Consider the following 24,240-nt stretch of genomic DNA (forward strand, 5'->3'; position numbering starts at 1 on the left):
CCCCGTCGGTGTTAGGGTGAGTTTCCGTGGGTCGGCAGGCCCCAAGCCATTCGCCACGGAGGTCGCCACTTGCTCAGCCGAACGAATTCGTTACGTAGGCACCCACAGACCACGACCAAGCATCTCTTCGTCAGTGGCGGGGTCGCGTCCTCGCTCGGCAAGGGTCTCACCGCCAGCAGCCTCGGCCAGTTGCTCACCGCCCGCGGTATCCGCGTGACGATGCAGAAGCTCGACCCCTACCTCAACGTGGACCCGGGCACCATGAATCCGTTCCAGCACGGTGAGGTCTTCGTCACCGAGGACGGCGCCGAAACCGACCTCGACGTCGGGCATTACGAACGCTTCCTGGATCGCAACCTGTCGGGATCGGCGAACGTGACCACCGGGCAGGTGTATTCGACGGTGATCGCCAAGGAACGTCGCGGTGAGTACCTTGGCGACACCGTTCAGGTCATCCCGCACATCACCGACGAGATCAAGCGCCGCATCCTGGCGATGGCCGAGCCGGACGACGAGGGCGACCGGCCCGACGTCGTCATCACCGAGATCGGCGGCACGGTCGGCGACATCGAGTCGCTGCCGTTCCTCGAAGCGGCCCGGCAGGTCCGCCACGAGGTAGGCCGGGACAACGTGTTCTTCCTGCACGTGTCGTTGGTGCCCTACCTCGCGCCGTCCGGTGAGCTGAAGACCAAGCCCACGCAGCACTCCGTGGCCGCGCTGCGCAGCATCGGCATCAGCCCCGACGCGCTGATCCTTCGCTGCGACCGTGACGTGCCCGAGCCGTTGAAGAACAAGATCGCGCTGATGTGCGACGTCGACGTCGACGGCGTCATCTCCACCCCCGACGCGCCGTCGATCTACGACATCCCCAAGGTGCTACACCGCGAGGAACTCGACGCATACGTGGTGCGCCGGCTCAACCTCCCGTTCCGCGACGTCGACTGGACCGAGTGGGACGATCTGCTGCGCCGCGTCCACGAGCCGCGGGAGACCGTGCGAATCGCGTTGGTGGGCAAGTACATCGATCTGTCGGACGCGTACTTGTCGGTGGCCGAGGCGTTGCGCGCCGGCGGTTTCCGGCACCACGCCAAGGTAGAGATCCAGTGGGTCGCCTCCGACGACTGCGAGACCGATCCACGCGCGGCGCTTGCGCTCAATGACGTCCACGGCGTGCTGATCCCGGGCGGCTTCGGCATCCGCGGCATCGAAGGCAAGCTGGGGGCCATCAAGTACGCCCGCAAGCACGGCATCCCGGTGCTCGGACTGTGCCTCGGACTGCAGTGCATCGTCATCGAGGCGGCCCGCTCGGTCGGGATCGACGACGCCAACTCCGCGGAGTTCGACCCGGAGACGCCCGACCCGGTGGTCTCGACGATGGCAGATCAACAGGACATCGTGGCGGGGGAGGCCGACCTGGGCGGCACCATGCGCCTCGGCGCCTATCCCGCTGTGCTGGACGAGGATTCGATCGTCGCCCGGGCCTACGAGTCGACGTCGGTGTCCGAGCGGCACCGGCACCGCTACGAGGTCAACAACGCCTACCGCGACCGCATCGCGGAGAGCGGACTGCGGTTCTCGGGAACCTCGCCGGACGGTCACCTCGTCGAGTTCGTCGAGTACGACACCGACGTGCACCCGTTCATCGTCGGCACGCAGGCGCATCCGGAGCTCAAGAGCAGGCCCACCCGCCCGCATCCGCTGTTCGTCGCCTTCGTGGGGGCCGCCCTCGACTACAAGGCCGCCGAACGGCTGCCGGTCGAGCTCGCCACTCAACGAGCCAACGGCGCCGAGCTGTCAGAGCCCGCGCACCGTGGCTGACCACGAGTTCACCACGGTCGACAGCGAGACGATCTACGTCGGAAAGATCTTCGCGCTGCGCGCCGACGAGGTGGCCATGCCGGGTGGGCGGACGGCGCGGCGCGAGGTCGTCGAACACTACGGTGCGGTCGGCGTGGTCGCACTGGACGAGAACAACAACGTCGCGCTGATCCATCAGTACCGGCACCCGGTGGGGCGTCGGCTGTGGGAGCTGCCCGCCGGATTGCTCGACGTCAACGGCGAGGCACCGCATCTGAGCGCAGCCCGGGAACTCGAGGAGGAAGCCGGCCTGCAGGCCAGGGACTGGGCCGTGTTGGTCGACGTGATCTCGGCCCCGGGCTTCAGCGACGAATCCGTCCGGATCTTCCTGGCCACCGGTCTGACCGACGTCGGCCGGCCCGAGGCGCACGACGAGGAGGCCGACCTCGAGCTGCAGTGGTTCCCACTGGCCGAGGCAGTCGAAATGGTGCTCAGCGGCACGATCGTCAATTCCCTTGCCGTGGCGGGCATCTTGGCCGCCCGGACCGTCGACCGCGACGTTCGGGAGCTACGCCCGGTCGACGCGCCGTGGCCCGACAAACCGACCAGGTTCGCCGCACGCCGGGCCAACGGGTGACCATCGCCCTCGGCGCCTTGGACGGCCAACTGCGGGGGTACCTGGACCACCTGACCATCGAACGTGGGGTGGCCGCCAACACGCTGAGTTCGTATCGGCGGGACCTGCGCCGCTATCTGGCACATCTGACGGCCCGGGGCGTCGCCGACGTCGCCGACGTCACCGAGGAGCACGTCACCGACTTCCTGGTGTCGCTGCGCGTCGGAGACGAGGACCTCGGCAGCACCCCGCTGTCGGCGGTGTCCGCGGCGCGCACCCTCATCGCGGTCCGCGGATTTCACCGATTCGCCGCCGCCGAGGGACTCACCACCGCCGACGTCGCCCGCGCCGTCAAGCCTCCGACCCCGACCCGCCGGCTGCCCAAGAGCATCAGCGTCGACGACGTCGTCGCGCTGCTCGAGGGTGCGGGGGGTGACGGCGAGACCGACGGTCCGCTGTCGTTGCGCAACCGCGCGCTGCTCGAGGTGCTGTACTCCACCGGGGCGCGCATCTCCGAGGCCGTCGGCCTCGACGTGGACGACGTCGACGTGCAGTCGCGGTCGGTGCTGCTGCGCGGCAAGGGCGGCAAGCAACGGCTGGTGCCGATCGGAAGGCCCGCCGTCAGCGCGCTCGACGCGTACTTCGTCCGCGGCCGCCCCGACCTGGCGCGCCGCGGCAAGGGCACCCCGGGAATCTTCCTCAACGCCCGCGGCGGCCGGCTGTCCCGGCAGAGCGCCTGGCAGGTGCTGCAGGACGCCGCCGAACGAGCGGGCATCTCCGCGTCGGTGTCACCGCACACGCTGCGACACTCCTTCGCCACGCACCTGCTGGAAGGCGGTGCCGACGTGCGCGTCGTACAGGAACTGCTCGGCCACGCCTCGGTCACCACCACGCAGATCTACACGCTGGTGACGGTGTCCGCGCTGCGGGAGGTCTGGGCCGGCGCACACCCCCGAGCGCGGTAACGGTGACGGCACCCGAGAACGAGTCTCTTCTAGTCCACCGCGCGGGTCTGGCGTCCAGAGCGTTCCCATCCCGTTAAACTCCAAGCGATGTTCGCCAAGCCCGAAGGATGCCTGACCGGCGGCGGTCCCGAGTGACCGACGACGCTGGTACCCCCGACGGCCCCGGAATCTCGGACGCAGCGGGCCTCACGGGCCGTCCGCCCCGGTTCGTCCCGGAACCGAAGCCGCGAAGCGTGCACGGCCCGGCCAAGGTCATCGCGATGTGCAACCAGAAGGGCGGCGTCGGCAAGACGACGTCCACCATCAACCTGGGCGCCAGCCTCGCCGAGTACGGACGCCGGGTGTTGCTGGTCGACCTCGACCCGCAGGGCGCGCTGTCCGCCGGTCTCGGGGTCCCGCACTACGAGCTGGACCACACGGTGCACAACCTGCTGATCGAGCCGCGGGTGTCGGTCGAAGACGTGCTGATCAAGACCCGCGTCAAGGGCCTCGACCTGGTACCGAGCAACATCGACCTGTCGGCGGCGGAGATTCAGCTGGTCAACGAGGTCGGCCGGGAGCACTCGCTGTCCCGTGCGCTGCACCCGGTGCTCGACCGCTACGACTACGTGCTGATCGACTGCCAGCCGTCCCTGGGCCTGCTGACGGTCAACGGGCTGGCCTGCGCGGACAGCGTCATCATCCCCACCGAGTGCGAGTACTTCTCGCTTCGTGGGCTGGCGTTGCTGACCGACACCGTCACCAAGGTCAAGGAACGCCTCAACCCGAAGCTGGACATCGGCGGGATCCTGATCACGCGTTACGACCCGCGCACGGTCAACTCCCGTGAGGTGATGGCGCGGGTGCTCCAGCAGTTCGGCGATCTGGTGTTCGACACCGTCATCACCAGGACCGTCCGCTTCCCCGAGACCAGCGTCGCCGGTGAGCCCATCACCACCTGGGCGCCCAAATCGACTGGCGCGCAAGCCTATCGGTCGCTGGCGCGTGAGGTCATCGACCGGTTCGGCGCGTGAGTTCGCCGGTATCGGAGGAGTCACCGCAGGCGGGGTTTCAGGTCCGGCTGAGCAACTTCGAGGGTCCCTTCGACCTGCTGCTGCAATTGATCTTCGCCCACCGGATGGACGTGACCGAGGTCGCGCTGCACCGGGTGACCGACGACTTCATCGCCTACACCAAGCACATCGGTCGCCAGATGGAGCTCGACGAGACCACGGCGTTCCTCGTGATTGCCGCCACCCTCCTGGACCTCAAGGCGGCCCGGCTGCTGCCCGCCGGTGAGGTGCACGACGAGGAAGACCTGGCGCTGCTCGAGGTTCGCGACCTGTTGTTCGCCAGGCTGCTGCAGTACCGCGCGTTCAAGCACGTGGCGGTCATGTTCGGCGAACTCGAGGCCGCCGCGCTGCGCAGCTACCCGCGCCTGGTGTCGCTCGAAGAGCAGTTCTCCGACCTGTTACCCGAGGTCATGCTGGGTGTGGACGCGAACAGCTTCGCTCAGATCGCGGCGTCGGCGTTCACGCCGCGGCCGGTCCCGACGGTCGGCCTGGGCCACCTGCACGTCCAAGGGGTGTCGGTGCCCGAGCAGGCCCGGCTGTTGCTGGGCATGCTCGAAGAGCGCGGGATCGGGACGTGGGCGTCGTTCTCGGACCTGGTGGCCGACTGCGGGGCGACCATCGAGATCGTCGGGCGGTTCATGGCGCTGTTGGAGTTGTTCCGGGCCAACGCGGTATTGTTTGACCAGCCAGAACCGCTTGGTGTGCTGCAGATTTCGTGGACCGGGGATCGCCCGACCAGCGAATACCTGTCGACGGCGGTGGAAGAGTGAGAAATACGTAGATGACCGACGACCACCCCGAACCCGACCCTGCCTCCGATCTGGGGGTAGATCTTGCCCTCGAGCCCGAGATGGCGGACGACGAGCTCGGTGCCGTGTTGGAGGCCCTGCTGCTGGTGGTCGACACGCCGGTGACCGTCGACGCCCTGTCCACCGCGGTCGACCAACCCGCCTACCGGGTGGCGGCGAAGCTGCGCCTGATGGCCGACGAGCTCACCGCCCGAGAGAGCGGCGTCGACCTGCGCGAGGCCGGTGGCGGCTGGCGGATGTACACCAGGGCGCGGTACGCGCCGTTCGTCGAGCGGCTCCTGCTGGACGGCACCCGTTCGAAACTGACACGCGCCGCCTTGGAGACGTTGGCCGTGGTCGCCTACCGGCAGCCGGTGAGCCGGGTGCGGGTGAGCGCCGTGCGCGGCGTCAACTGCGACGCGGTGATGCGGACGCTGCTGGCCCGCGGGCTGATCACCGAGTCGGGTACCGACTCCGACACCGGCGCAACCACTTTCGCTACCACCGAGCTCTTCCTCGAGTGGCTGGGACTCTCCACCCTGGCCGACCTCCCCGACATCGCTCCGCTTCTCCCAGACGTCGACAACATCGACGACATCACCGAGTCATTGGCCGACGAACCCCGGTTCGTGAAACTCGGTGTGGTGCCCAACAATCAATCGCTGGCCTTCGACGTGGACAAGGACTGACATGGCCGACGAAGACGAAGGCACCCGACTGCAGAAGGTGCTGTCCCAGGCGGGCGTCGCCTCCCGCCGGGTGGCGGAACGCATGATCCGGGACGGCCGGGTCGAGGTCGACGGGCACATCGTGACCGAGATGGGCACGCGCGTCGACGCCGACAACGCGGAGATCCGCGTCGACGGCGTGAAGATCCGCCGCGACGACACCATGGTGTACCTGGCGATCAACAAGGAGCGCGGAATGCACTCCACGATGTCCGACGACCAGGGCCGGCCCTGCGTCGGCGACCTGGTCGAATACCGGGTCCGGGGCAACAAGAAGCTCTTCCACGTGGGCCGGCTGGACGCCGACACCGAGGGACTGTTGATCCTCACCAACGACGGCGAGCTGGCCCACCGTCTGATGCACCCGTCCTACGAGGTGCCCAAGACCTACCTGGCCACCGTCGTCGGTTCGGTGCCGCGCGGTCTGGGCAAGAAGCTGAAGGCGGGCATCGAGCTGGACGACGGTCCCATTCACGTCGACGACTTCGCGATGGTCGACACGGTGCCCGGCAAGTCACTGGTGACGGTGACGTTGCACGAGGGCCGCAAGCGGATCGTGCGACGGATGCTCGCCGCGGTCGGCTTTCCCGTCACCGACCTGGTGCGCACCGACATCGGCACGGTGACCCTCGGCGAGCAGAAGCCGGGCAGCATCCGGGTTCTCACCAGCAAAGAGGTCGGCGAACTCTACAAGGCGGTGGGGATGTGAGCGCACCCCTCACCGTTGCCGTCGACGGACCGGCTGGCACCGGAAAGTCTTCCGTCTCACGGGGTTTGGCCAGAGCGCTCGGTGCGCGCTACCTGAACACCGGTGCGATGTACCGGATCGTGACGCTGGCCGTGCTGCGCGCCGGGCTGGATCCCGACGACGCCGCCGCCGTGGCGGAGTTGGCCTCGGGTGTCGACCTGGCCGTCGGCTTCGATCCCGACGAAGACCTGTACTTCCTTGGGGGAGAGGACGTCTCGGTCGAGATTCGCGGTGACGCGGTGACCAAGGCGGTCTCGGCGGTGTCGGCCGTCCCCGAGGTGCGGACCCGACTGGTGGACCGGCAACGAGAACTGGCCGACGGCACGGTGGCCGTGGTGGTCGAGGGCCGTGACATCGGCACCGTCGTCCTGCCCGACGCCGACCTCAAGGTCTTCCTGACCGCCTCGCCCGAGGAGCGGGCCCGCCGCCGCAACGACCAGAACGTCGAGTCCGGTCTGCCCGGCGACTACGACGCGGTGCTGGCCGACGTGCTGCGCCGCGACCACCTGGATTCCACCCGAGCCGTGTCGCCCCTGCGCGCGGCCGACGACGCGATCGTCGTCGACAGTAGTGACTGGACCCAGTCCCAAACTGTGGCACATCTTCTCGACCTGGTCGAGCAACGAGCCGGAGCCTCCAGATGAGTGACATCGACAGCCAGCCAGAATCAGACGGCACGTGGTCCGACGAGGGCGACTGGGAGCTGCCGCCCGATGGCGTCGAGGTCGGCGACTTAGAGGCGGAGTTCGCACCGCCGCCCGTCGTCGCGGTCGTCGGACGGCCCAACGTCGGCAAGTCCACGCTGGTCAACCGGATCCTGGGCCGCCGTGAGGCCGTCGTGCAGGACATCCCCGGCGTCACCCGCGACCGGGTGTCCTACGACGCGAACTGGCTGGGACGCCGGTTCATGGTGCAGGACACCGGTGGCTGGGAGCCCGACGCCAAGGGCCTGCAGCAGCTGGTGGCCGAGCAGGCGACCGTCGCCATGCGCACCGCCGACGCGATCATCCTGGTGGTCGACTCCATCACCGGTGCGACCAGTGCCGACGAAGCCGCGGCCAAGCGCCTGCAGAAGTCGGGCAAACCGGTCTTCCTGGCGGCCAACAAGGTCGACAACGAGAAAATGGAGTCCGAGGCCGCGCTGCTCTGGTCGCTGGGACTCGGTCAGCCGCACCCGGTCAGCGCCATCCACGGGCGAGGCGTGGCCGATCTGCTGGACGCGGTGCTCGAGGTACTGCCCGAGGTCTCGGAGATGGGATCGGGCACCGGTGGCCCGCGACGCGTGGCGCTGGTCGGCAAGCCGAACGTCGGCAAGAGCTCGCTCATCAACCGACTCGCGAAGGAAGAGCGATCGGTCGTGCACGACGTCGCGGGCACGACCGTCGACCCCGTCGACTCGCTGATCGAACTGGACGGCAAGCTCTGGCGCTTCGTCGACACCGCGGGTCTGCGCCGCAAGGTCGGCCAAGCCAGCGGGCACGAGTTCTACGCCTCGGTGCGCACGCACGGTGCGATCGACGCGGCCGAGGTGGTCGTCGTCCTGATCGACTCGTCGGAGCCGCTGACCGAGCAGGACCAGCGGGTGCTCTCGATGGTGATCGAGGCCGGCCGGGCCGTGGTTCTCGCGTTCAACAAGTGGGACCTGATGGACGAGGACCGGCGTTACCTGCTGGACCGCGAGATCGACCTGTCCCTCGAGCAGGTGCAGTGGGCACAGCGGGTGAACATCTCCGCCAAGACCGGCCGCGCCGTGCAGCGCCTGGTGCCGGCGCTGGAAGCCGCGCTCGCCTCGTGGGACAAGCGCATCACCACCGGCCAGCTCAACACGTTCCTCAAGGAGCTCGTCGCCGCGACGCCGCCGCCGGTGCGCGGGGGAAAGCAGCCCAAGATCTTGTTCGCCACCCAGGCGACGGCGCGGCCGCCGACCTTCGTGCTGTTCACCTCGGGCTTCCTCGAAGCGGGTTACCGACGCTTCATCGAGCGCAAGCTGCGCGAGAAGTTCGGCTTCGAGGGCAGCCCCATCAAGATCAACGTGCGGGTGCGGGAGAAGCGCGCCCAAGGCGGGAAGAAGCGCTAGATCTCTGCCGATGATGCTCGCTGACGGAGCGTAGGCACCGGCCCGATAGGGTCACGTGGTGTCCGTCGCCCACATGATCCTGATTGCCCTGGCGGGTGTCGGAGCCGGAGCCATCAACGCCGTCGTCGGTTCGGGCACCCTGATCACCTTTCCCACGTTGGTGGCGTTGGGGTTTCCGCCCGTGACGGCGACCATGTCCAACGCGGTGGGGCTGGTCGCCGGTGGGATCTCCGGCACCTGGGGCTATCGCCGCGAACTGAAGGGCCAGTGGGGCCGGCTGAAGTGGCAGATCCCGGGGTCCCTGCTCGGCGCCATCCTGGGGTCGTGGCTGCTGCTGCATCTGCCCGAGAAGGTGTTCGTCGCGGTCGTACCCGTGTTGCTGATCGGTGCCCTGGTGCTCGTCGTGCTCGGCCCGCGGATCCAGGCCTGGGCCAAGGGACGGTCCGGGGACGACGAGGGTGCACCGGTGAAGACGGGACGGATGGTCCTGCTGGTGCTGGGGACGTTCGCGGTCGGCGTCTACGGCGGATACTTCACCGCCGCACAGGGCATCCTGCTGATCGGCGTGATGGGCGCGCTGCTGCCCGAGTCGATGCAGAGGATGAACGCCGCAAAGAACCTGCTGTCCCTGTTGGTCAACGTGGTCGCCGCCGCGGCGTACACCCTGGTGGCGTTCGACCGGATCAGTTGGCTGGCGGCGGGGTTGATCGCCGTGGGTTCGCTGCTCGGCGGCTTCCTTGGCGCGCACTACGGGCGGCGGCTGTCACCCAACGCGCTGCGGATCATCATCGTGATCGTCGGGCTGATCGGGCTCTACCGCCTGCTCGCCGTCTAGACGTCGGAGCTCTCCCGCCAGAGGTCGATGCCGGAGTCCGAGGCGTATTCGTCGATCTCGGTGAGCTCCTCGGCGGTGAAGTCGAGGTTGTCCAGGGCCCCGAGGTTCTCGTCGAGCTGCTCGACGCTGGAGGCGCCGATCAGCGTCGAGGTCACCGCGGGGTCACGCAACACCCAGGCCAGCGCGAGCTGCGCCAAGGACTGACCGCGGCGCTCGGCGATGGCCGCGAGTCCCCGCAATTGCCCGAGGACCTCGTCGGTCACCAGCTCGTCGTCGAAGGTGGGGCGCGCGGTGGCGCGGTCGACGTCGGCCGCGGCCCGCTGCAGGTAGCGATCGGTCAGCAGGCCCTGGCCGAGCGCGGTGAAGGCGATCGCCCCCATGCCCGCCTTGGTGAGCTCGTCGGTCAGGCCGCCCTCGATCCACCGGTTCAGCAGGGAGTAGGAGGGCTGGTGGATGACCAGCGGGGTGCCGAGGCGCTGCGCGATGGCCGACGCCTCCGCCGTCTTGGCCGCCGAGTACGACGAGATGCCCACGTAGCGCGCCTTTCCCGCCCGCACGGCCGTGTCGAGGGCGCCGATGGTCTCCTCCAGCGGCGTCACCGGGTCGATGCGGTGGGAGTAGAAGACGTCCACGTAGTCCAGGCTCATGCGGTCGAGCGACTCGTCGAGGCTCGCCAGCAGGTAGGCGCGGCTGCCGAGCTGGCCGTAGGGTCCGGGCCACATGTCCCAGCCGGCCTTGGTGGAGATGATCATCTCGTTGCGGTACGGCTTGAAGTCGCGGCGCATCATCCGGCCGAAGTTCTCCTCGGCCGATCCGTACGGCGGGCCGTAGTTGTTGGCGAGGTCGAAGTGGGTGATGCCGCGGTCGAAGGCGTGGCGCAGCACCTCCCGGATGACGTCGAAGGGCCGGTTGTCGCCGAAGTTGTACCAAAGCCCCAACGAGATGGCGGGGAGCAGCAATCCCGACGTCCCGACGCGACGGTAGGGCATGGCGTCGTAGCGACTCTTGGCCGCCACCCATGGGTCGTGGGTAAAGGGAACGTCGGTGATCGCGAGGTCGTCGGACATCACTCGATCGTAGGCGGGCCGGCTAGAAGTTTTGGCGATCTGCTTCCTGTTCGAGCACGGCGTCGAGGTCGGAGAGCCGGTCCATGTTGGCGACCACTCGTTGCGTGCGGTTGTTCTTGGCGAGCATGTCGCGGTTGCGGTGTACGAAGTTCCAGTAGCCGGCGGTGAACGGGCACGCGTCGTCCCCGAGCCGCTTCTTCGGGTCGTAGGCGCAGTCGCCGCAGTGGTCGCTCATCTTGTTGATGTAGGCGCCCCCGGAGGCGTACGGCTTGGTGGCGAGCAGGCCGCCGTCGGCGTGCTGAGACATTCCTATGACGTTGGTGGGCATGACCCAGCGGAAGCCGTCGACGTAGGAGGTGGCGAACCACTCGGTGAGGTCGTCGGGTTTGTATCCGCGTTGCAGGGCGTGGTTGCCGAGCACCATCAGGCGTTGGATGTGGTGGCTCCAGCCGCGATCCCGCACGCCGCCGATCGCGTGCTTCAGGCATTCGGCGGTGACGGCGTCGGCGTCGAGGTTGATCCACCAGTCCGGCAGATCCTGGTGTGCGCCAAGGGCGTTGTTCTTCGTGTACTTCGGGCCGAAGTGCCAATACAGGTGCCACATGTACTCGCGCCAGCCGAGGATCTGGCGGATGAAGCCCTCGACCGCGGCCAGCGGTGCCGTCCCGTCGCGGTAGGCCTTCTCGGCGGCCTCGACCGCGTCGAGCGGATGCAGCACGCCGAGGTTGAGCGGCACCGACAGCAGCGAGTGCGACATGGCCCAGTCCTGGCCCATGATGGCGTCCTCGTAGCGGCCAAAGTCGGGGAGCCGGTGTTCGATGAATCGCGCGAGCACGCGAGCGGCTTCGGCAGGGGTGACGGCGAACAGGCGGGGACCGTCGACGCCGACGGTGTCGAGGTTCATGGCGTCGAGGTCGCGACGCACCTGGTGGTCGACGTCGTCCTCCCGCGGTTGGTAGGGCTTGGGCAGGCCGAGCGTCTTCTGCTTCTTCGGCGGGGATTCGCGGTTGTCCTCGTCGTAGTTCCACCGGTTGCCGACGGGTTCGCGGCCGTCCATCAACACGTCGAAGCGGCGACGCTGATCGCGGTAGAAGTCCTCCATGCGGAAGCGGGTGCGATCACCGGCCCACTGCTGAAAGTCCTGGCGCGGCAACGCGAACATGGGTGTCGGCAGCACCTCGGCGACGAGGCCCTGCTTCTGCAGTCGGTCGACGAACCGCTCGGCGGCGTGCGAGGTCGGCTGGTGGACCAGGACGGGGCGGCCGAACTGTTCGAGGGCGTCGGAGTAGGTGTCGGCCTGGACCAGCGTCGCGCGGTCGCCCAGGTCGTCCTTGGCGTGCCGCAGTGCGGACAGGACCAGGTGCAGCTTCTGCCGGTGGTAGCGCCGCTTGCGGAGTGCGGAGGTGGCCTCGACGAGCAGGACCTCGCGGTGGGCGTGCTCGCCGCCGTACATCGCGGGCCCCAGCTGGTCGGCGAAGAGCCACAGGGGAGTGTCGTCGCGCGTCGTCAGGGCCACGCCTTCTTCATACCCGCGACCACCGACGCCGACGCGGTTGGGATAGCGGGTACTCGCTGCTGTAGCATTTCGACCGCTGCCGGTGATCCCGGTGGCGGTCGCGGGCTGTGGCGCAGCTTGGTAGCGCACTTGACTGGGGGTCAAGGGGTCGCAGGTTCGAATCCTGTCAGCCCGACAGAAGGTAGTCCCAGGTAAGGGGCGGTTTTCGGAGAAATCCGAAGACCGCCCCTTGCTCGTTTCCGAGGGCTTGACCGCAGTTATTGACCACAGCGGGCGGGAATCGGTCAGCGCGGTCGGCCCCCGCACCGAAGTCGACATATGCGCACTTCCCGCAGTATCGGTTCGAAGTCGACATATGTCTTAGTTTCCTTGCGGCCCTTACGTTTTCGCGTCTACCACCGTTAAATATTGTCTATGACGACGATGATGGAACCCGCCGACCCCGAGGCCGCCGCCTTGACGATGATCGTGACGTCCGCCGAGGAGGCGACGGGCAGCTCGGCGTTCCGGTCGATCCTCCAAGACTTCGCCGGGTTGCTTCACGCCGACGGGACCCTCGCCGGGTTGAGCTGGCCGGACGCCCAGCGGGTCGCCGCCGCGATCAGCTTCGACCTGGTCACCTTCGACGATGGGGCGGGGGCGCTTGAGCGGCGGGCCGCGATCGTTGCGGCGGGCCGAGACGGGATGAGCTGGGCTGACCGCGCCGCCGCCGCCCGCGCCGTCACCGCCGCCTCCGTCCTGGCCGCCTGGTGAAGCGCTGCGGGCCGCCGCCGATGCCCGTCCCGACCGCGTGGCTTCAATTGATCGGCAAGTACGCCGAAGCCGAGCGGGCGGCCGGGAGGGCGGGGACGACGATCGCGACGCGTAGGAGTCATCTCGGCCGCCTTGCGCGCGAGCTTCGGGCCGCGCCGAGTGAGGTAGACGAGAAGCTGCTGATCGGGTTCTTTGGCCGGCAGACCTGGGCAGTGGAGACGAGACGGTCCTGGGGCAACACGGTGGCGTCATTCTTCAAATGGGCTCACCGAGCCGGGCACGTCGCCGTCGACCCCGCGGCCGAGCTGGAATCCGTCGCACCGAGTCATCCGGCGCCCCGCCCCGCCCCCGATGCAGCGTGGAGCGCCGCCCTCGAAGCGGCCGACGGCCGCGTGACCCTGATGCTCCGCCTCGCCGCGGAGGCGGGTCTCCGCCGCGCGGAGGTCGCGCAAGTCACCGTCGGGGACCTCACGGTCGGGCCGTACGGCGCGCAGCTCCTCGTCCACGGGAAGGGCAGCAAGCTCCGCACCGTGCCGATCGCCGACGACCTCGCGGCTTTGATCGCCGCCGGGGCGGAGGGACACACTCCCGAGGAGGCGGCGTTCGGACCGGCGGGGTACCTGTTCCCCGGCGACGACGACGGGCACCTCAGCCCGGAGTGGGTGGGGAGACTCTGCGCCGACGCCCTGCCCGGCGGGTGGACGATGCATACGCTCCGGCACCGCTTCGCTACCCGCGCCTACCGCGGGACGCGGAACATCAGAGCCGTCCAGACGCTCCTAGGGCACTCCTCCGTCGCGACCACCGAGCGGTACACCGCGGTCGACGACGCCGAGATCCGCGCCGCGATGATGGCGGCCCGCTGAAACCGATCGAGCGTTCAGTGCTCCGGCGGCATCGCACCCCACCATGAAAGCGGCTCACCGGAACCGTCCTCCGTCTCGTACCACGTGACCGTCAGCTGCATCTTCGCCCCGTGCGAGGTATCACCCCAGAACTCATGCTGACTTCCACCGTCGAAGCGAGCGATCGGCTCAGGGCGGTAACGCGAACTCACGCCGGGTCCGGCGATCAGCACGTTGAACTTCGGCCGTCGACTCTCGTTATGTAGGGACCACTTTGCGCCGCGCGAGTGTCGAACACTCCAGGGCGCGCGCTCGGCGGCGTCTACCTCGTCCCGCGCGAAACGGTTCGCGTCCTCCAATGCGGTCGCGGCGCGACCGGCTGCTTCGGCAGCCTTCGCCTCGGCGGCGGCGGCGTCCTTGGCCGCCTGTAGCGCAGCGCTCATGTGCTTCGCGGCCGCCACTTCGGAGGCCTTCGACTTCCTAGACTCGTTCCACGCCACGAACGCCCCTACGGCAGCGATAGCCGCACCTACCCAGGCCGGAACATCTCCCCAATTCACCAGTCGACCGTAACCGCCACGCGCTCTCGTCGGAGTAGGTTCGATGTCGCTGCGGCCGAATCGGCCGGTAAGGGTGACCGAGGCGTAGGCTGCGCGTTCTTCCTCGTCGCCGCCGTAGCCCACCCGTTACGGGCGCGCCGTCATCAATTGCGCGGGAATGTCCGGATTCGAGATCGCTGCAAACCTCGATTTCAAAGTGTCGTCCGGTTGGGGGCAAAACACCTGGTTAACGGGGGTCGCATGTTCACTGCACACTCGGGGGGAGAGCCCTTGAGCCGGACCGGTCGGCGGCTCGCGGCAGGTGGTTCTAGTTCTGCACACGCCCCCTACCTGGGCTTTTGGTGAGCACGGTGGGGGTTTTGAGGTGTTTTTGGCCGGCGGGGGCTGGGAGGCTCTGGGCGTCGCACCTGGTCAGGGCAGTGGGGCTCCTGGGGGCCCAGCAGGGCGGCTCTACTCCCAGCCGGTGTCGAGGAGGTCGCCTGCGGCCTGGCGAACGTTACCTAGCGCGGTCTGCATCGCGTCGATCGCCATATAGATTGACGCGGGGTTGGGCATCTGGCCGTCGTCTTGGACCTTGTTCCGAAACGCCATCTCGGCGAATGGGCCTCGCATCATCGCGGCGTTGACGTCGTTGAGAGCTTCGTGCAGTTCATCGTTCCTTGTGAGCATATGCGCGCCCGCGAGCTCCACCGAGAAGTCTTGCACGAGGCCACCGAGCTTCTTTGCGCCCGGAAGCAGCGCTGCGTCACGCTCGGGCTTCGTCGCGAGCTTGGCGGCAAGACGACCCTCTTCGACCAGGGTCGCCAGCTCATGGGTGTACGCACCGGCTGCCTTCGACACCCGAACGAGCGACAGCTTGAACTCCTGCTCGCGTAGGTGGACCCGTTGGATCCGAGCGAGATCGACTTGTGCATCTAGTTGAACGCGGGCGATCTCTCGCTGGGCTTCGATCTGGCTGCGGTGACGGGCCTCGGCGGCTTCGAGTTCGAGCCGCGACATCTCCTTGACCGCGGCAACCTGCTCGTTCGTTCGTCGGTTGGCCTCATCGAGCTCGCGCTGGAACCGCGCCGCGACTTCGACGGCGTCTTCGGCCGCCTGGCGTCGGATGACTACGGATTGCCAAAGGGCGACTGCGACGGCGGCGAGAGTTCCGAGGCCGGAGATCCATTCGGCTAACGACCCGACATCCCACGGCTCCACGACGAACGACGCGACCAGCGAGCTAATACTCGCCGCACCGATCGCCGCGACGATCCACTCTCTGGCGCGCCAGCCGGACCAAAGCCGTGGTCCTAGAGCTAGTTCGGCCCGTGTCACGGGCTCGGATGCCCCGTCGGGGGCCTCGGCGGGCACTGTCATGACTCAGGCCGTCTCCACTTCGGGTACGACCTCTTCTGGTTGCCCGGCTGCCGTCCGTGTCCAGCGGACGCCGCTGGCGTCGGTGTAGCGAACCTTGGGGACCTGTTCGAACCAGTCCCAGTCAAGCGGGAATGAGGTCACTTCGTAACTTGCGACGTGCTTATCACGGGCGTCGATCGCCCGCGCCTGCTCGGTGTTGAACGGGTCGCCGTCGACTGTGCCGAGCCGTATCCGACGATTCGTGGGCACCTCGATCTGGACGTCGAAGATGGGGCGGCTACTGAGATTACGGACGATGCCCGCCATGTAGGTCTCCGCGCCACCGGTCTGCATGTCGAGCATCTCCTCGTATTGCATCTCCAGGATGACCAGGCGGGCTTGGTCAGCACGCGCAGCCAGTTCCGCTGCTCTCCGAGCGATTTGTGCCGTCTTCGCTTCCAGCTCGTCCGCCCGACGAGCCGTGACCTCATGCCGCCAAACCAGTGCCGCCACCCACAGGGCCCCGACGGTACCGATGGCGGCGAACGCATCCGGGACCGTTCCAAGGTCCACTCGCCACCCGCGTGCACGCAGCGCCAACGCCTGGGCGGCGGCGATGAAGACGAGGACGACGGTCACGAAACCGAGTCCGGCTATTAACCAGTTGCGACGATCCTCCATCAGACGTTTCGTTCGGAGTCGATGACGTCGATGTCCCGCATGGCGGTCACAGTACCGACGGCCCAACGTCCTTCTTGGGCATCCGCTCGAATACCTCCCGTGTGGCTTGCTCCATCAGGGCAACGTCGTAACCGGCGTGGGCGATCCAGCGGTAGGTAGCCTCCTGGAGCGCGTCTGCCGCCGCACCGATCGTTGCCGTCACGAATTCCGGTTCGGGCGAGGTGATCACACGGAAGTGGCCGGGCTCGTACTCCTCCTTGAACGTCAGCGCGTAACCCTCCAGGGAGAACCAGTTCTGGCCGTGCGCGGCTCCGCTCGCGGCGTTCCAGAAATAGGCCCATCGGTTCTCGTCACCGCCGCAGTGCTTGGCGGCGTGCCGGACGAGCGCGGCATAGCTCGGCGGCAACTCTTTCGGGTTGGGCGCGGGGCTGAGACCCGCGGCGCGAATCTCGAGATCCGAGATCAGCTCATCGACGAGCGAGTAATCCTCACCCCCGGCCCTGAGTGCTGTGCGATGAAGGTTGAAGTCCCGGTGCATCAGTCGGACGTGCCGACTAATGCACTCGTCGTCGCTTTCCGAGGTGAGGAGCCACAGGCCGTGTGCGGCCGCCTCAAGCCCGGCCCGGCCGAGGAGGAGATACGGCCGAAACGCGACGTTCCTGACCGCGCCAGGCTCGAACTCGTACGGGGCGACGATATCTGCCCAGAAGCCGAGGTGCTCGACCGCCGCCCGGAGGTAAGACCGAGCCCACGTCGACACCTTCTGCATCGGGTAGAGCGAGTCCACGGTCGCCAAAGCGCTCCCCGCCATCGGGTCCACCAATCGCTGTAGAACCAGGGCGGACGACCGTATTTGGTACATGCTGGACTTCCACTCCAGCGCGTGATCGTCGCTGAGTGGATAGGGTTCTAGCGGGTCGCGAGGGGGCACGACGCAAGTATGCGACGAGGCCCCGACACCCCTTGGTTCGGCGAGGTCGATTGGTAATCCGGTTGGGTATCGGGCGGCCGTCGCGGGCCAGCTTCGCTACGGGTTACCCGGCCCCTTCGGGATACCCGAGGCGGCAGTCTGCTTCCGCTCGTTCCGCTTCGCGTCCATCGCCCCGACGATCACGTTCTTGTCGAGGCCGACGTTCCCCTGGAATGTGACCGAGTTGTCGTTCACGACACCACCGCCCGTCTGTGAGTTTTGGATTGGCTGGCCGGGCTGCGGAATCGCGGCCGCGAGGGTGTCGCCGAGACCGGAGATCCCCGCGCCTTCGCCCATGCCGTTGACCAGCGCGCCGAAGCCGCCGCCGTCAGCACCCGGTGCCGCTGCGCCGCCGTCCGATCCGAGAGGGCCGCCCTCCCCGCCGCCGTCACCGGTGCCCTTCCCCCATCCCTTGGCGACCTTTGCGGCGTAGTTCGCGATCCCCACGCCGGTCTTAAAAATCCCCCACTGTGTCGGGTCGGAGAAGACGTCGCCGTCGAGACCGATCGCTTCGAGCGCCCCCTTGGCGAGGTCGGAGCCGAAGCTCTTGGTGTCGGGTCCCTTCGAGCCGTCGCCGCCGTCAGCTCCGTCGTCGGTTGCCTTCTGCTTCGCCGCGGTGAGGTCCTCGGTCGCCTGCGTGTGTTCCCGTTCGGCCTTCGCGACCCGCTTCTCGGCCGCCTCCCGGGTGCTGGCCTTCGCGTCGGGCTTGAGCTCGGCGAGCTTCGCCTTCGCGGTGTCGAGGCTGTCCTGGGTGTCGGACAGGTGGTCCTCCGCCTCACGGATTCTCTTCGCCGACGCGGCCGACGTAGAGCCACCCCCTCCGCCGCCCCCGCTGCCCCCTCCGCTGCCGCCGAACCCGCCGCCGCCCGACGGGGAACCCATCGCGTCCCCCTCGGCGTAGAGAGCCTCTGCGGGGATGTACGCGTGGTTGGTGAACTGCTCGTCGTCCGCTCCGACGCCGCCGCCGACTGTGAACGGCCCGACGGAGCCGCCCTGCTCGACGTTCCGGCCGTCGGGGAGAGTGCCGGCCATATGGCCGCCGCCAGCTCCGCCGTTCTTCCAGCCGAAGCGCAGCGACCCCGCCGGGCCGTCGCCGTCGATCGCCCCCGCCTCGGCGAGCCAGTCAGCCGCGTTGCCGGTCGCCATCCGCGACGAGTTCGGGCGGCCGAGCGCGTTGTTGACGAGGAACGACATCGCACCCGAGCAGTCCGCGCCCGACGGGTCGAACCCGCCGCGGACGTACGGGGCCCCCGACATCGCGGAGACGGCACCGTCGAGACCGACGACGCCGCCCTTCTCGTAGCGGGGGATGCTCTTGAACCACTTCCCGAGGTCCTGGCCCTTGTTCCCGGCGTTGATCATGTCCCAGTTCGCCCGGGTCGACGCCTCGGTGTTGATCGACTCCCCGTTCGCGACGCGGAGGAACTGACCCGAGTTGGTCTGCGCGAGAATCGAATCCGACGTGCCTGAGCCCGGGCCCTTGATGATGTTGTTCACTCGGCCGCCGGTAGCGCCGCCGGGAGGAGTCCAGAGCCCGCGGCGCTCACGGCCGCCGGCAACCGCGCCCGACGACCCCGGCGCGAGAGGCACCTGGAGCTGCTCCTGACCCGCCGCGGTGGTGAATCGGACCGGGACGACCGCCTCGGTCGCCTCGACCTTCCGGACCAGCTCGGCGAGCCGGGACTGCGCCTCGTCCGTCGTGGCCGTGACCTTCACCGTGCCGCCCGGGAGACGCTCGACCTTGTAGCCGAGGTCCTCCAGCGTCTTCTTGGCCGCGTCGGTGATCGCCGTCGTCTGGATGACCTTCTGGCTTGGAACCGAGAGGATCTGAGCCCCGAGGGCGGCGAACCGGGCCGTCCCCTCCTCGGTAGCCTCCCAGGTGCCGTTGAGGGTCGCGTTGTACTGCCGCTGCGCCTCAGCCCCGGAGTTCGACGCTCGCGCTTGATCGTTGACCGCTTGCACCATCGAGATCATCGACTCGTTGACGTCCGGCATGGTGTCGACGACGGACTGGAGACCGTTCTTCATCGTGTTCGCAAAATCGGGGTTAGCTGCCTGCTGCGCGGTCGTCCACTCGGTGATCTTCCGGTTCACGACGTCCCACGCGTCGCCTTCGTGAAGCAGCGCCTTCGTCATCTCCTCCGGGGAGACACCAGCCGACTCCGCGTCCTGCATCTGCATCCGAGTCTTGTTGCCACCGGACGCGATTCCCGCCGCCGCCGCCTCGGCTGCCTTCTGCCGGAGCGCGGCATACACCGCCTCGTCGCCCGTCGCGGCGGCGAGGAGCTGGTTCGGATCGAGCCCGAAGGACTGGGCGCGGTCGGCGGTCGAGACCCCCTTCCCGTCGTCACCCCGGTTGTTGAACGCATCAGTGATCTTCTTGCGGGTCTCCTCCGTAACGGCCCCGGTCTCGGCGTCCAACGTCTGCTGCAACGCGACCTCTTCGTCGCGGTGCTTGCGGGCCGCCTCCGCCGCGTCGGCGTGCTTCTGCATCAGGTAGCCGACGGCGATCGTCGCCCCGGTAATCGCGAGCATCCACGGTCCGCCGAGCGCGCCGACGAGACCACCTGCGGCGGAACGCATTCCGCTCATCGCCCCCTTGGCGAGGACGGTCGACCGGCCGAACCTCTCACCGGATTCGCCCGCCGCCTTGTACGCGTCGCGGATCTGCGTCAGCGACCCGCGCTGCTGGTCGAACTCCCCACGCGCCCCCGTGGCGGCCGTCTTCCAGCCCCCGAACGCCTTCGCCCACGCGTCGGTCGCCTTCGCCCCGGCGTTGAGCACCGGCACGGTGAGCTTGCTCTTGAGGTACAGGGCGGCGAGGACGGCGACGAGGCCGGTCGTCATCCCCTGGTTCGAGCCGAGGAGGTCCGCGACGATCCGGAGCGGCGGCTCGACGATCTGCACCGCTGCGCCGAGCGCACGCCACGCGCCGATCGCGACGGTCCCCACTCCGGTACTGAGGGCCTTGACCGCCTGTCCCGCTGCGGGGGCGAGATCCACCGCGGCGTCGCGGATGTCCTCGAACCCTTCGCGGATCTGCTCGACCGCTTCCCCGCCGCCACCCGTGCGGATGCCGTTGACCGTCTCGGTGAGACCTTCGAGGAGGTGGGTCAAACCGCCGCCGCCGGAGGAGATCGCCGGGGTGAGCATGTCGTAGAGCGCGAGCTTCGCGCCTTCGGCCGTATTCGAGACCGTCTCGATAACGCCTGGGATGCCTTGCATTTGGGCTGCCGCCATGCGGGCTGCGCCGCCGCTCTGACCGACGGCGTCGTACATCTCCTTGAACGCCTTCGTGCCGCCGTTCGCGGCGACCATCGAGCCGCGCATCGCGTCGGACCCGAAGAGGACGTTGGTCGCCGCCTGGAACTGCTGCTCCGACATCCGCTGGGAGGCCGCCGCGACCTGCTCCATCATCGACGAGTAGCCGACGAACTTGCCCTGCGTGTCGTAGAGCTGGAGACCGAGTTCGAGGATCGCCCCTTGCGCCGGGGCCCCCTGGTCGGTGATCGACTGCATCGACGTCTTCATCAACGTTCCGGCGTCGGAGCCCTTGATGCCGAAGTTCGCGAACATGCCGAGCGCGGAGATCGTGTCCTGGATCGAGAGGCCGAAGCCGTTCGCGACCGCGCCGCCCTGCGCCAAACCGACTGCGAGGTCGGAGATGTCGGCTGTCGATGCGTTCGCGACGTTGGCGAGGTAGTCGGCGACGTTCCCCGCCTCACCGGCGCCGAGCTGGAACGTGTGGAGGGCGTCGGCCTGGATCTCCGCGGCCTGCGCGGCGCTGATCTGCGCGGCGGTCGCGAGCTGCAGCGTTCCGCGGACGCCGTCCATGCTCTGCTGGACGTCGAATCCGCCCTTAGCGAGGACTCCCATCGCGGTCGCCGCGTCGGAGGCGGAGACGCCCGCGAGGGTGTTGTCCGTGCCGAGCTGGCGGGCCTTCGCCGACACGGCCGCCATCTGTTGGCCGGTCGCGTTGGTGACGCCCTGCATCTCGTTGAGGGCCTTGTCGTAGTCCAGGCCAGTCCCGACGACCTCCTTGATCGACGCGACGAAGCCACCGGCGGCGACGAGCGCCCCGCCCGTCTTCATCGCGGACGCAAAGCCGGAGTTGAACCTGGAGCCGGTCTGCCGGCCCTCGTCCTCCGCCATCGCCCGAAGGCGAGCGCCCCACGGGATCTTCGGCATCGGGACGGCGTCGGAGTCCTTGGCGGCGGCGTTGACCGCACGGAGGTTCCGCTTCTCGGCGGTGAGGGCCTTCGCGGTGATGACCTGCGCCCGTTCGGCCTTCGCGAGGTTCTCGGCGGCCTGGACGCGCTGCTTGTCGGTGACGATCGCCTTCTTGGCGAGGTCGTCGCTGGCGGCCTGCGCGACCTTCACGCGGCCGAGGGCGTCGGCGTTCTTTGCGTTCGCGACCGCGACCTTCGAGGTCTGCTTCTCGACGTCACGGAGCGACGCGACGGCCTTCTTGCCCGCCGCGTCGATCCCCGACGCCATCTGCGCGCCCATCGTCTTCGTCGCCCGCCCGAAGACCCTCGTCGCGTCCCGACCGATCCGGTCGACGCCGCCCGAGAGCTTCGATGCTTCCGGCATGAGCGGAACCCAGACCTGCGCGAGTTCGATTGCTCCGCTCATACCGGCTCACCTCTCGTAATCCAGCGAAGCGCGCCGAGGTGAAAGCCACCTCAGCGGGCCGAACCGGCACTGACACGACCTATCCGCACCCTCTCCAGGGCGTACAACTCGCGGCCGGTCCAGGAACGGACGCGGCTCACGCACCGGGTCACCCCTCGCGGGGCCCCCGAGTCTTCGGCCCGACGACGCTGCGCCGGAAGGCTTCGGCTCCGGCGAAGTCGCGGCCCCGCGGCGCGTTGGATGCACCTTGCCCGGGGCTGCTCTCGACCTGCGGGCGTTCCGTCGAGCAGGCGCGGAGCAGTTCCTCGGCGCGGGCGACGATGGCGTCGCCTTTCGAGCGCGCGGCGGCGTCGGCGGCCATGATTCGCTGCGCCTCGGCGCGGCGGGTGCCGGTCCGGCCCCTCGTGCCGCCGCCAGCGGTACGGGTGGGGTGCCCCTTGCCGTCGATCAGGTTCATCGTCTCCGCCTCCGCCACTGATAGCGTCCTGCGCTTCCCGGCGCTCTTCCCCTTGCGCCGGCCAAGAATCTGGGCGGAGGTCGTCGGGTTGGCGCCGAAGTTGACGATTGACACGTCGCCCTTGTGCAGGCTGACCTCTTCGAGGTACCGCAGTCCTTGAGGGTCATCGTCGAAACCGATTGCGTAGTGCCACGATTGGGCCTTGACGCGGAACGCGAACGACATCTCGTCCATGTCGCCGCGCTTCATCTTGGTCTCCAGGCGCTGAACGTCGGGATCAGACCTGTCGAGGGTGGCTTCCACGCGAAGACCAGTGCTGTCGACCGCGAGGACTAGGGTCTCGCTTTTGGTCCGCGCCAACGGCATTCCTTCATGATTGATCAGAAGGTGGACGTCGGGCTTCTCACGAATCGTCTTGTCGAACGCCTCCGTAGAAACTTGCTCGAACCAACCACCCGCTCCGGGGCCGCCGTACATCTCGTAGGGCTCGAACGTCGAGGCGTAGCCGCTGAGCTTCAACTCGCCGGTCGCGCTGGCCCGCAGCTCGAATGGTGACGTTGCTGCCCGGTGCTCGCGAACGTCGATGAGTTCGGACCGCTTATGCGGCGGGATTATCACGCTGTGCCTCCTTCATCGGTGTAGCCGCCGAACACAGCGGCCCAGAAGCCCGTCTCTTCGGCGGGCGCTATGACGACTCGGATCGCCGCCAGAACCCGTTCTTGCGCATCGGGATCCAATAGATTGAGCGCGGCGGAGAACTCCGGATCGTTGGCGAGCGCCTGGACGGCAGTCAGGGCGGCGTTAACGACGTCAGGCACGGCGAGCGACCTCCGCATCGACGTCGGCGACGGGAATCGACCACCTGCCGCGCTTCTTGCCGGCCACCCCGGCGTACCGGCCTGACCTACAGGCCAGCCGAACTGCTCCCTCGGTAATGCCGAGACACTCAGCCGCAGTTCGGGAGTCCATGCGGGCATCGTGCGCGGCCGGTCCGTCAAGGCCTCGCGTTCTCGCGTCGTCGCGAGCGGCAACGCGAGTTGCGATGAAGCGGGCGAACATCTGCTTGTCCCGCGCCACGTCAGCCAAGATGCGCCCGCCCCGCGCCGCCGTTAGGCGCTCCAGAGTCTCTAGGGCGGCGAGCTGCCGGGCGGCGTCGTGCACGTCCAGAACCAGGAGGTCATCGCGCATCGGGGGCCTCCACGTCGGGTAGCCAGAGCCACCCGTCGGCGTCGCTCGCCAGCTCGACGTTGTACTCGTAGGCGGCCAAGAATCGAAGCGCGGTAAGGAAATCCGCAGTGCCCGTCGCGGCCCGCGCCTCAGCCACCCGACGACGCCCTGCTTGAGCCCACTTCAGCGGGACGGCTTCGAGGGACGACACGTCCTGAGCCCTCACTTCCGCCGCGGAGACACCCAGGAGCAGCGCAATCGCTTCGGGGTAGATGATCGGGCGGCCGCCGTCCGTGAGGGCCAGCAGGAGGTGTCGGCCCGCCGCGTCGCGATCGTCTGCCGCGTCCGGAGGTACTCGCGAGTCCCTCGCGAGTACGGGGTTAGGTGGTTGAGGATCAGTCACGCTTCGCTCCTTCGGTTTTGGCGTCTAAAACGTTGCGGATTGCTTAGCGACTCGCTAGCGATTCGGTAGCCGACCGGCGACCACCCCCGGCGGCTTTTGGCTGGTCGGGAGCGCGTCGACCCACTCGCGGCAGCGACTGAGGACGGGGCAGCGGTAACAGACCATCACCGCCTCGACGTGCCGATCGGCGGCGGCGTCAACGGTCTCGTCGTCAGCCCGAGGGTCGAAGCGATCCCACCGGC

Annotated in this window: 23 protein-coding genes and 1 tRNA gene; 13 read left to right on the forward strand and 11 right to left on the reverse strand. The window is 68.2% G+C overall.

Annotation, left to right across the window (positions count from 1 at the left end; genetic code table 11):
- The first annotated feature begins 69 nt into the window (after positions 1-69).
- The 10 genes from pyrG to H7J06_RS15630 all read left to right on the forward strand — a co-directional run bounded on the left by pyrG (position 70) and on the right by H7J06_RS15630 (position 9,606).
- The gene (gene pyrG / locus H7J06_RS15585; protein WP_264039862.1) at positions 70-1,818 is read left to right on the forward strand and encodes a CTP synthase; all 1,749 of its coding nucleotides are present in this window, start codon (positions 70-72) and stop codon (positions 1,816-1,818) included.
- Entirely contained in the window at positions 1,811-2,434 is a 624-nt protein-coding gene (locus H7J06_RS15590) for an NUDIX domain-containing protein (RefSeq protein WP_264039863.1), read from the forward strand. Before pyrG ends, H7J06_RS15590 begins: the two co-directional genes overlap by 8 nt.
- Before the next feature lie 2 nt (positions 2,435-2,436).
- The gene (xerD, locus tag H7J06_RS15595) at positions 2,437-3,378 is read left to right on the forward strand and encodes a site-specific tyrosine recombinase XerD (RefSeq protein WP_308205798.1); all 942 of its coding nucleotides are present in this window, start codon (positions 2,437-2,439) and stop codon (positions 3,376-3,378) included.
- Positions 3,379-3,509: 131 nt separating this feature from the next.
- The gene (locus H7J06_RS15600; RefSeq protein WP_264039864.1) at positions 3,510-4,391 is read left to right on the forward strand and encodes a ParA family protein; all 882 of its coding nucleotides are present in this window, start codon (positions 3,510-3,512) and stop codon (positions 4,389-4,391) included.
- On the forward strand, positions 4,388-5,200 hold the full coding sequence (locus H7J06_RS15605; RefSeq protein ID WP_264039865.1) for a segregation/condensation protein A: 813 nt from the start codon (positions 4,388-4,390) through the stop codon (positions 5,198-5,200). The genes H7J06_RS15600 and H7J06_RS15605 overlap by 4 nt, the downstream gene beginning before the upstream one ends.
- Before the next feature lie 11 nt (positions 5,201-5,211).
- Positions 5,212-5,907 carry an SMC-Scp complex subunit ScpB gene (scpB, locus tag H7J06_RS15610; protein WP_264039866.1) on the forward strand — a complete coding sequence of 232 codons (696 nt, stop codon included), beginning with the start codon at positions 5,212-5,214 and terminating at the stop codon, positions 5,905-5,907.
- A 1-nt stretch (position 5,908) separates the two neighbouring features.
- Positions 5,909-6,655, forward strand: a complete 747-nt coding sequence (locus H7J06_RS15615; protein ID WP_264039867.1) for a pseudouridine synthase — start codon at positions 5,909-5,911, stop codon at positions 6,653-6,655.
- Entirely contained in the window at positions 6,652-7,338 is a 687-nt protein-coding gene (cmk, locus tag H7J06_RS15620) for a (d)CMP kinase (RefSeq protein WP_264039868.1), read from the forward strand. Before H7J06_RS15615 ends, cmk begins: the two co-directional genes overlap by 4 nt.
- The gene (gene der / locus H7J06_RS15625; protein WP_264039869.1) at positions 7,335-8,771 is read left to right on the forward strand and encodes a ribosome biogenesis GTPase Der; all 1,437 of its coding nucleotides are present in this window, start codon (positions 7,335-7,337) and stop codon (positions 8,769-8,771) included. The genes cmk and der overlap by 4 nt, the downstream gene beginning before the upstream one ends.
- A gap of 58 nt (positions 8,772-8,829) precedes the next feature.
- Complete coding sequence (locus H7J06_RS15630; protein WP_264039870.1) at positions 8,830-9,606, forward strand: sulfite exporter TauE/SafE family protein; 777 nt, start codon at positions 8,830-8,832, stop codon at positions 9,604-9,606.
- On the opposite strand, the gene H7J06_RS15635 is transcribed toward H7J06_RS15630, so the two are convergent.
- Both H7J06_RS15635 and H7J06_RS15640 read right to left on the reverse strand, forming a co-directional pair.
- Positions 9,603-10,673, reverse strand: coding sequence for an aldo/keto reductase (locus H7J06_RS15635; protein ID WP_264039872.1), 1,071 nt, complete (start codon positions 10,671-10,673; stop codon positions 9,603-9,605). The two genes, H7J06_RS15630 and H7J06_RS15635, sit on opposite strands and share 4 nt — an antisense overlap.
- A gap of 22 nt (positions 10,674-10,695) precedes the next feature.
- The gene (locus H7J06_RS15640) at positions 10,696-12,189 is read right to left on the reverse strand and encodes a cryptochrome/photolyase family protein (RefSeq protein ID WP_264039873.1); all 1,494 of its coding nucleotides are present in this window, start codon (positions 12,187-12,189) and stop codon (positions 10,696-10,698) included.
- 101 nt (positions 12,190-12,290) lie between these two features.
- Between H7J06_RS15640 and H7J06_RS15645 the strand changes: the two genes are divergently transcribed.
- The 3 genes from H7J06_RS15645 (at position 12,291) to H7J06_RS15655 (ending at position 13,808) form a co-directional block, all read left to right on the forward strand.
- Positions 12,291-12,364 (forward strand) — tRNA-Pro (locus tag H7J06_RS15645).
- Positions 12,365-12,603: 239 nt separating this feature from the next.
- On the forward strand, positions 12,604-12,942 hold the full coding sequence (locus tag H7J06_RS15650) for an amino acid aminotransferase (RefSeq protein WP_264039874.1): 339 nt from the start codon (positions 12,604-12,606) through the stop codon (positions 12,940-12,942).
- A gap of 20 nt (positions 12,943-12,962) precedes the next feature.
- A complete protein-coding gene (locus tag H7J06_RS15655) occupies positions 12,963-13,808 on the forward strand; it encodes a tyrosine-type recombinase/integrase (protein ID WP_264039875.1) in 846 nt (281 codons plus the stop codon).
- A gap of 14 nt (positions 13,809-13,822) precedes the next feature.
- Here H7J06_RS15655 and H7J06_RS15660 read toward each other — a convergent pair whose 3' ends face one another.
- The 9 genes from H7J06_RS15660 to H7J06_RS15700 form a co-directional block, all read right to left on the reverse strand.
- A complete protein-coding gene (locus tag H7J06_RS15660) occupies positions 13,823-14,287 on the reverse strand; it encodes a hypothetical protein (protein WP_264039876.1) in 465 nt (154 codons plus the stop codon).
- A 510-nt stretch (positions 14,288-14,797) separates the two neighbouring features.
- The gene (locus H7J06_RS15665; RefSeq protein WP_264039877.1) at positions 14,798-15,706 is read right to left on the reverse strand and encodes a hypothetical protein; all 909 of its coding nucleotides are present in this window, start codon (positions 15,704-15,706) and stop codon (positions 14,798-14,800) included.
- A gap of 3 nt (positions 15,707-15,709) precedes the next feature.
- Positions 15,710-16,324, reverse strand: a complete 615-nt coding sequence (locus H7J06_RS15670) for a hypothetical protein (RefSeq protein WP_264039879.1) — start codon at positions 16,322-16,324, stop codon at positions 15,710-15,712.
- 88 nt (positions 16,325-16,412) lie between these two features.
- Entirely contained in the window at positions 16,413-17,153 is a 741-nt protein-coding gene (locus H7J06_RS15675) for a hypothetical protein (RefSeq protein WP_264039880.1), read from the reverse strand.
- 240 nt (positions 17,154-17,393) lie between these two features.
- A complete protein-coding gene (locus tag H7J06_RS15680; RefSeq protein WP_264039881.1) occupies positions 17,394-21,971 on the reverse strand; it encodes a phage tail tape measure protein in 4,578 nt (1,525 codons plus the stop codon).
- 148 nt (positions 21,972-22,119) lie between these two features.
- Positions 22,120-23,046, reverse strand: coding sequence for an HK97 family phage prohead protease (locus H7J06_RS15685; protein ID WP_264039882.1), 927 nt, complete (start codon positions 23,044-23,046; stop codon positions 22,120-22,122).
- Positions 23,043-23,246 (reverse strand): hypothetical protein, encoded by a 204-nt coding sequence (locus H7J06_RS15690; protein WP_264039883.1) that lies wholly within the window; start codon positions 23,244-23,246, stop codon positions 23,043-23,045. The genes H7J06_RS15685 and H7J06_RS15690 overlap by 4 nt, the downstream gene beginning before the upstream one ends.
- Positions 23,239-23,616, reverse strand: a complete 378-nt coding sequence (locus tag H7J06_RS15695) for a hypothetical protein (protein ID WP_264039884.1) — start codon at positions 23,614-23,616, stop codon at positions 23,239-23,241. The genes H7J06_RS15690 and H7J06_RS15695 overlap by 8 nt, the downstream gene beginning before the upstream one ends.
- Positions 23,606-23,998 carry a hypothetical protein gene (locus H7J06_RS15700; protein WP_264039885.1) on the reverse strand — a complete coding sequence of 131 codons (393 nt, stop codon included), beginning with the start codon at positions 23,996-23,998 and terminating at the stop codon, positions 23,606-23,608. Before H7J06_RS15700 ends, H7J06_RS15695 begins: the two co-directional genes overlap by 11 nt.
- Between the last annotated feature and the right edge of the window lie 242 nt (positions 23,999-24,240).

Source organism: Mycolicibacterium hodleri (genome assembly GCF_025822245.1).
In the GTDB taxonomy this organism is placed as follows: domain Bacteria; phylum Actinomycetota; class Actinomycetes; order Mycobacteriales; family Mycobacteriaceae; genus Mycobacterium; species Mycobacterium hodleri.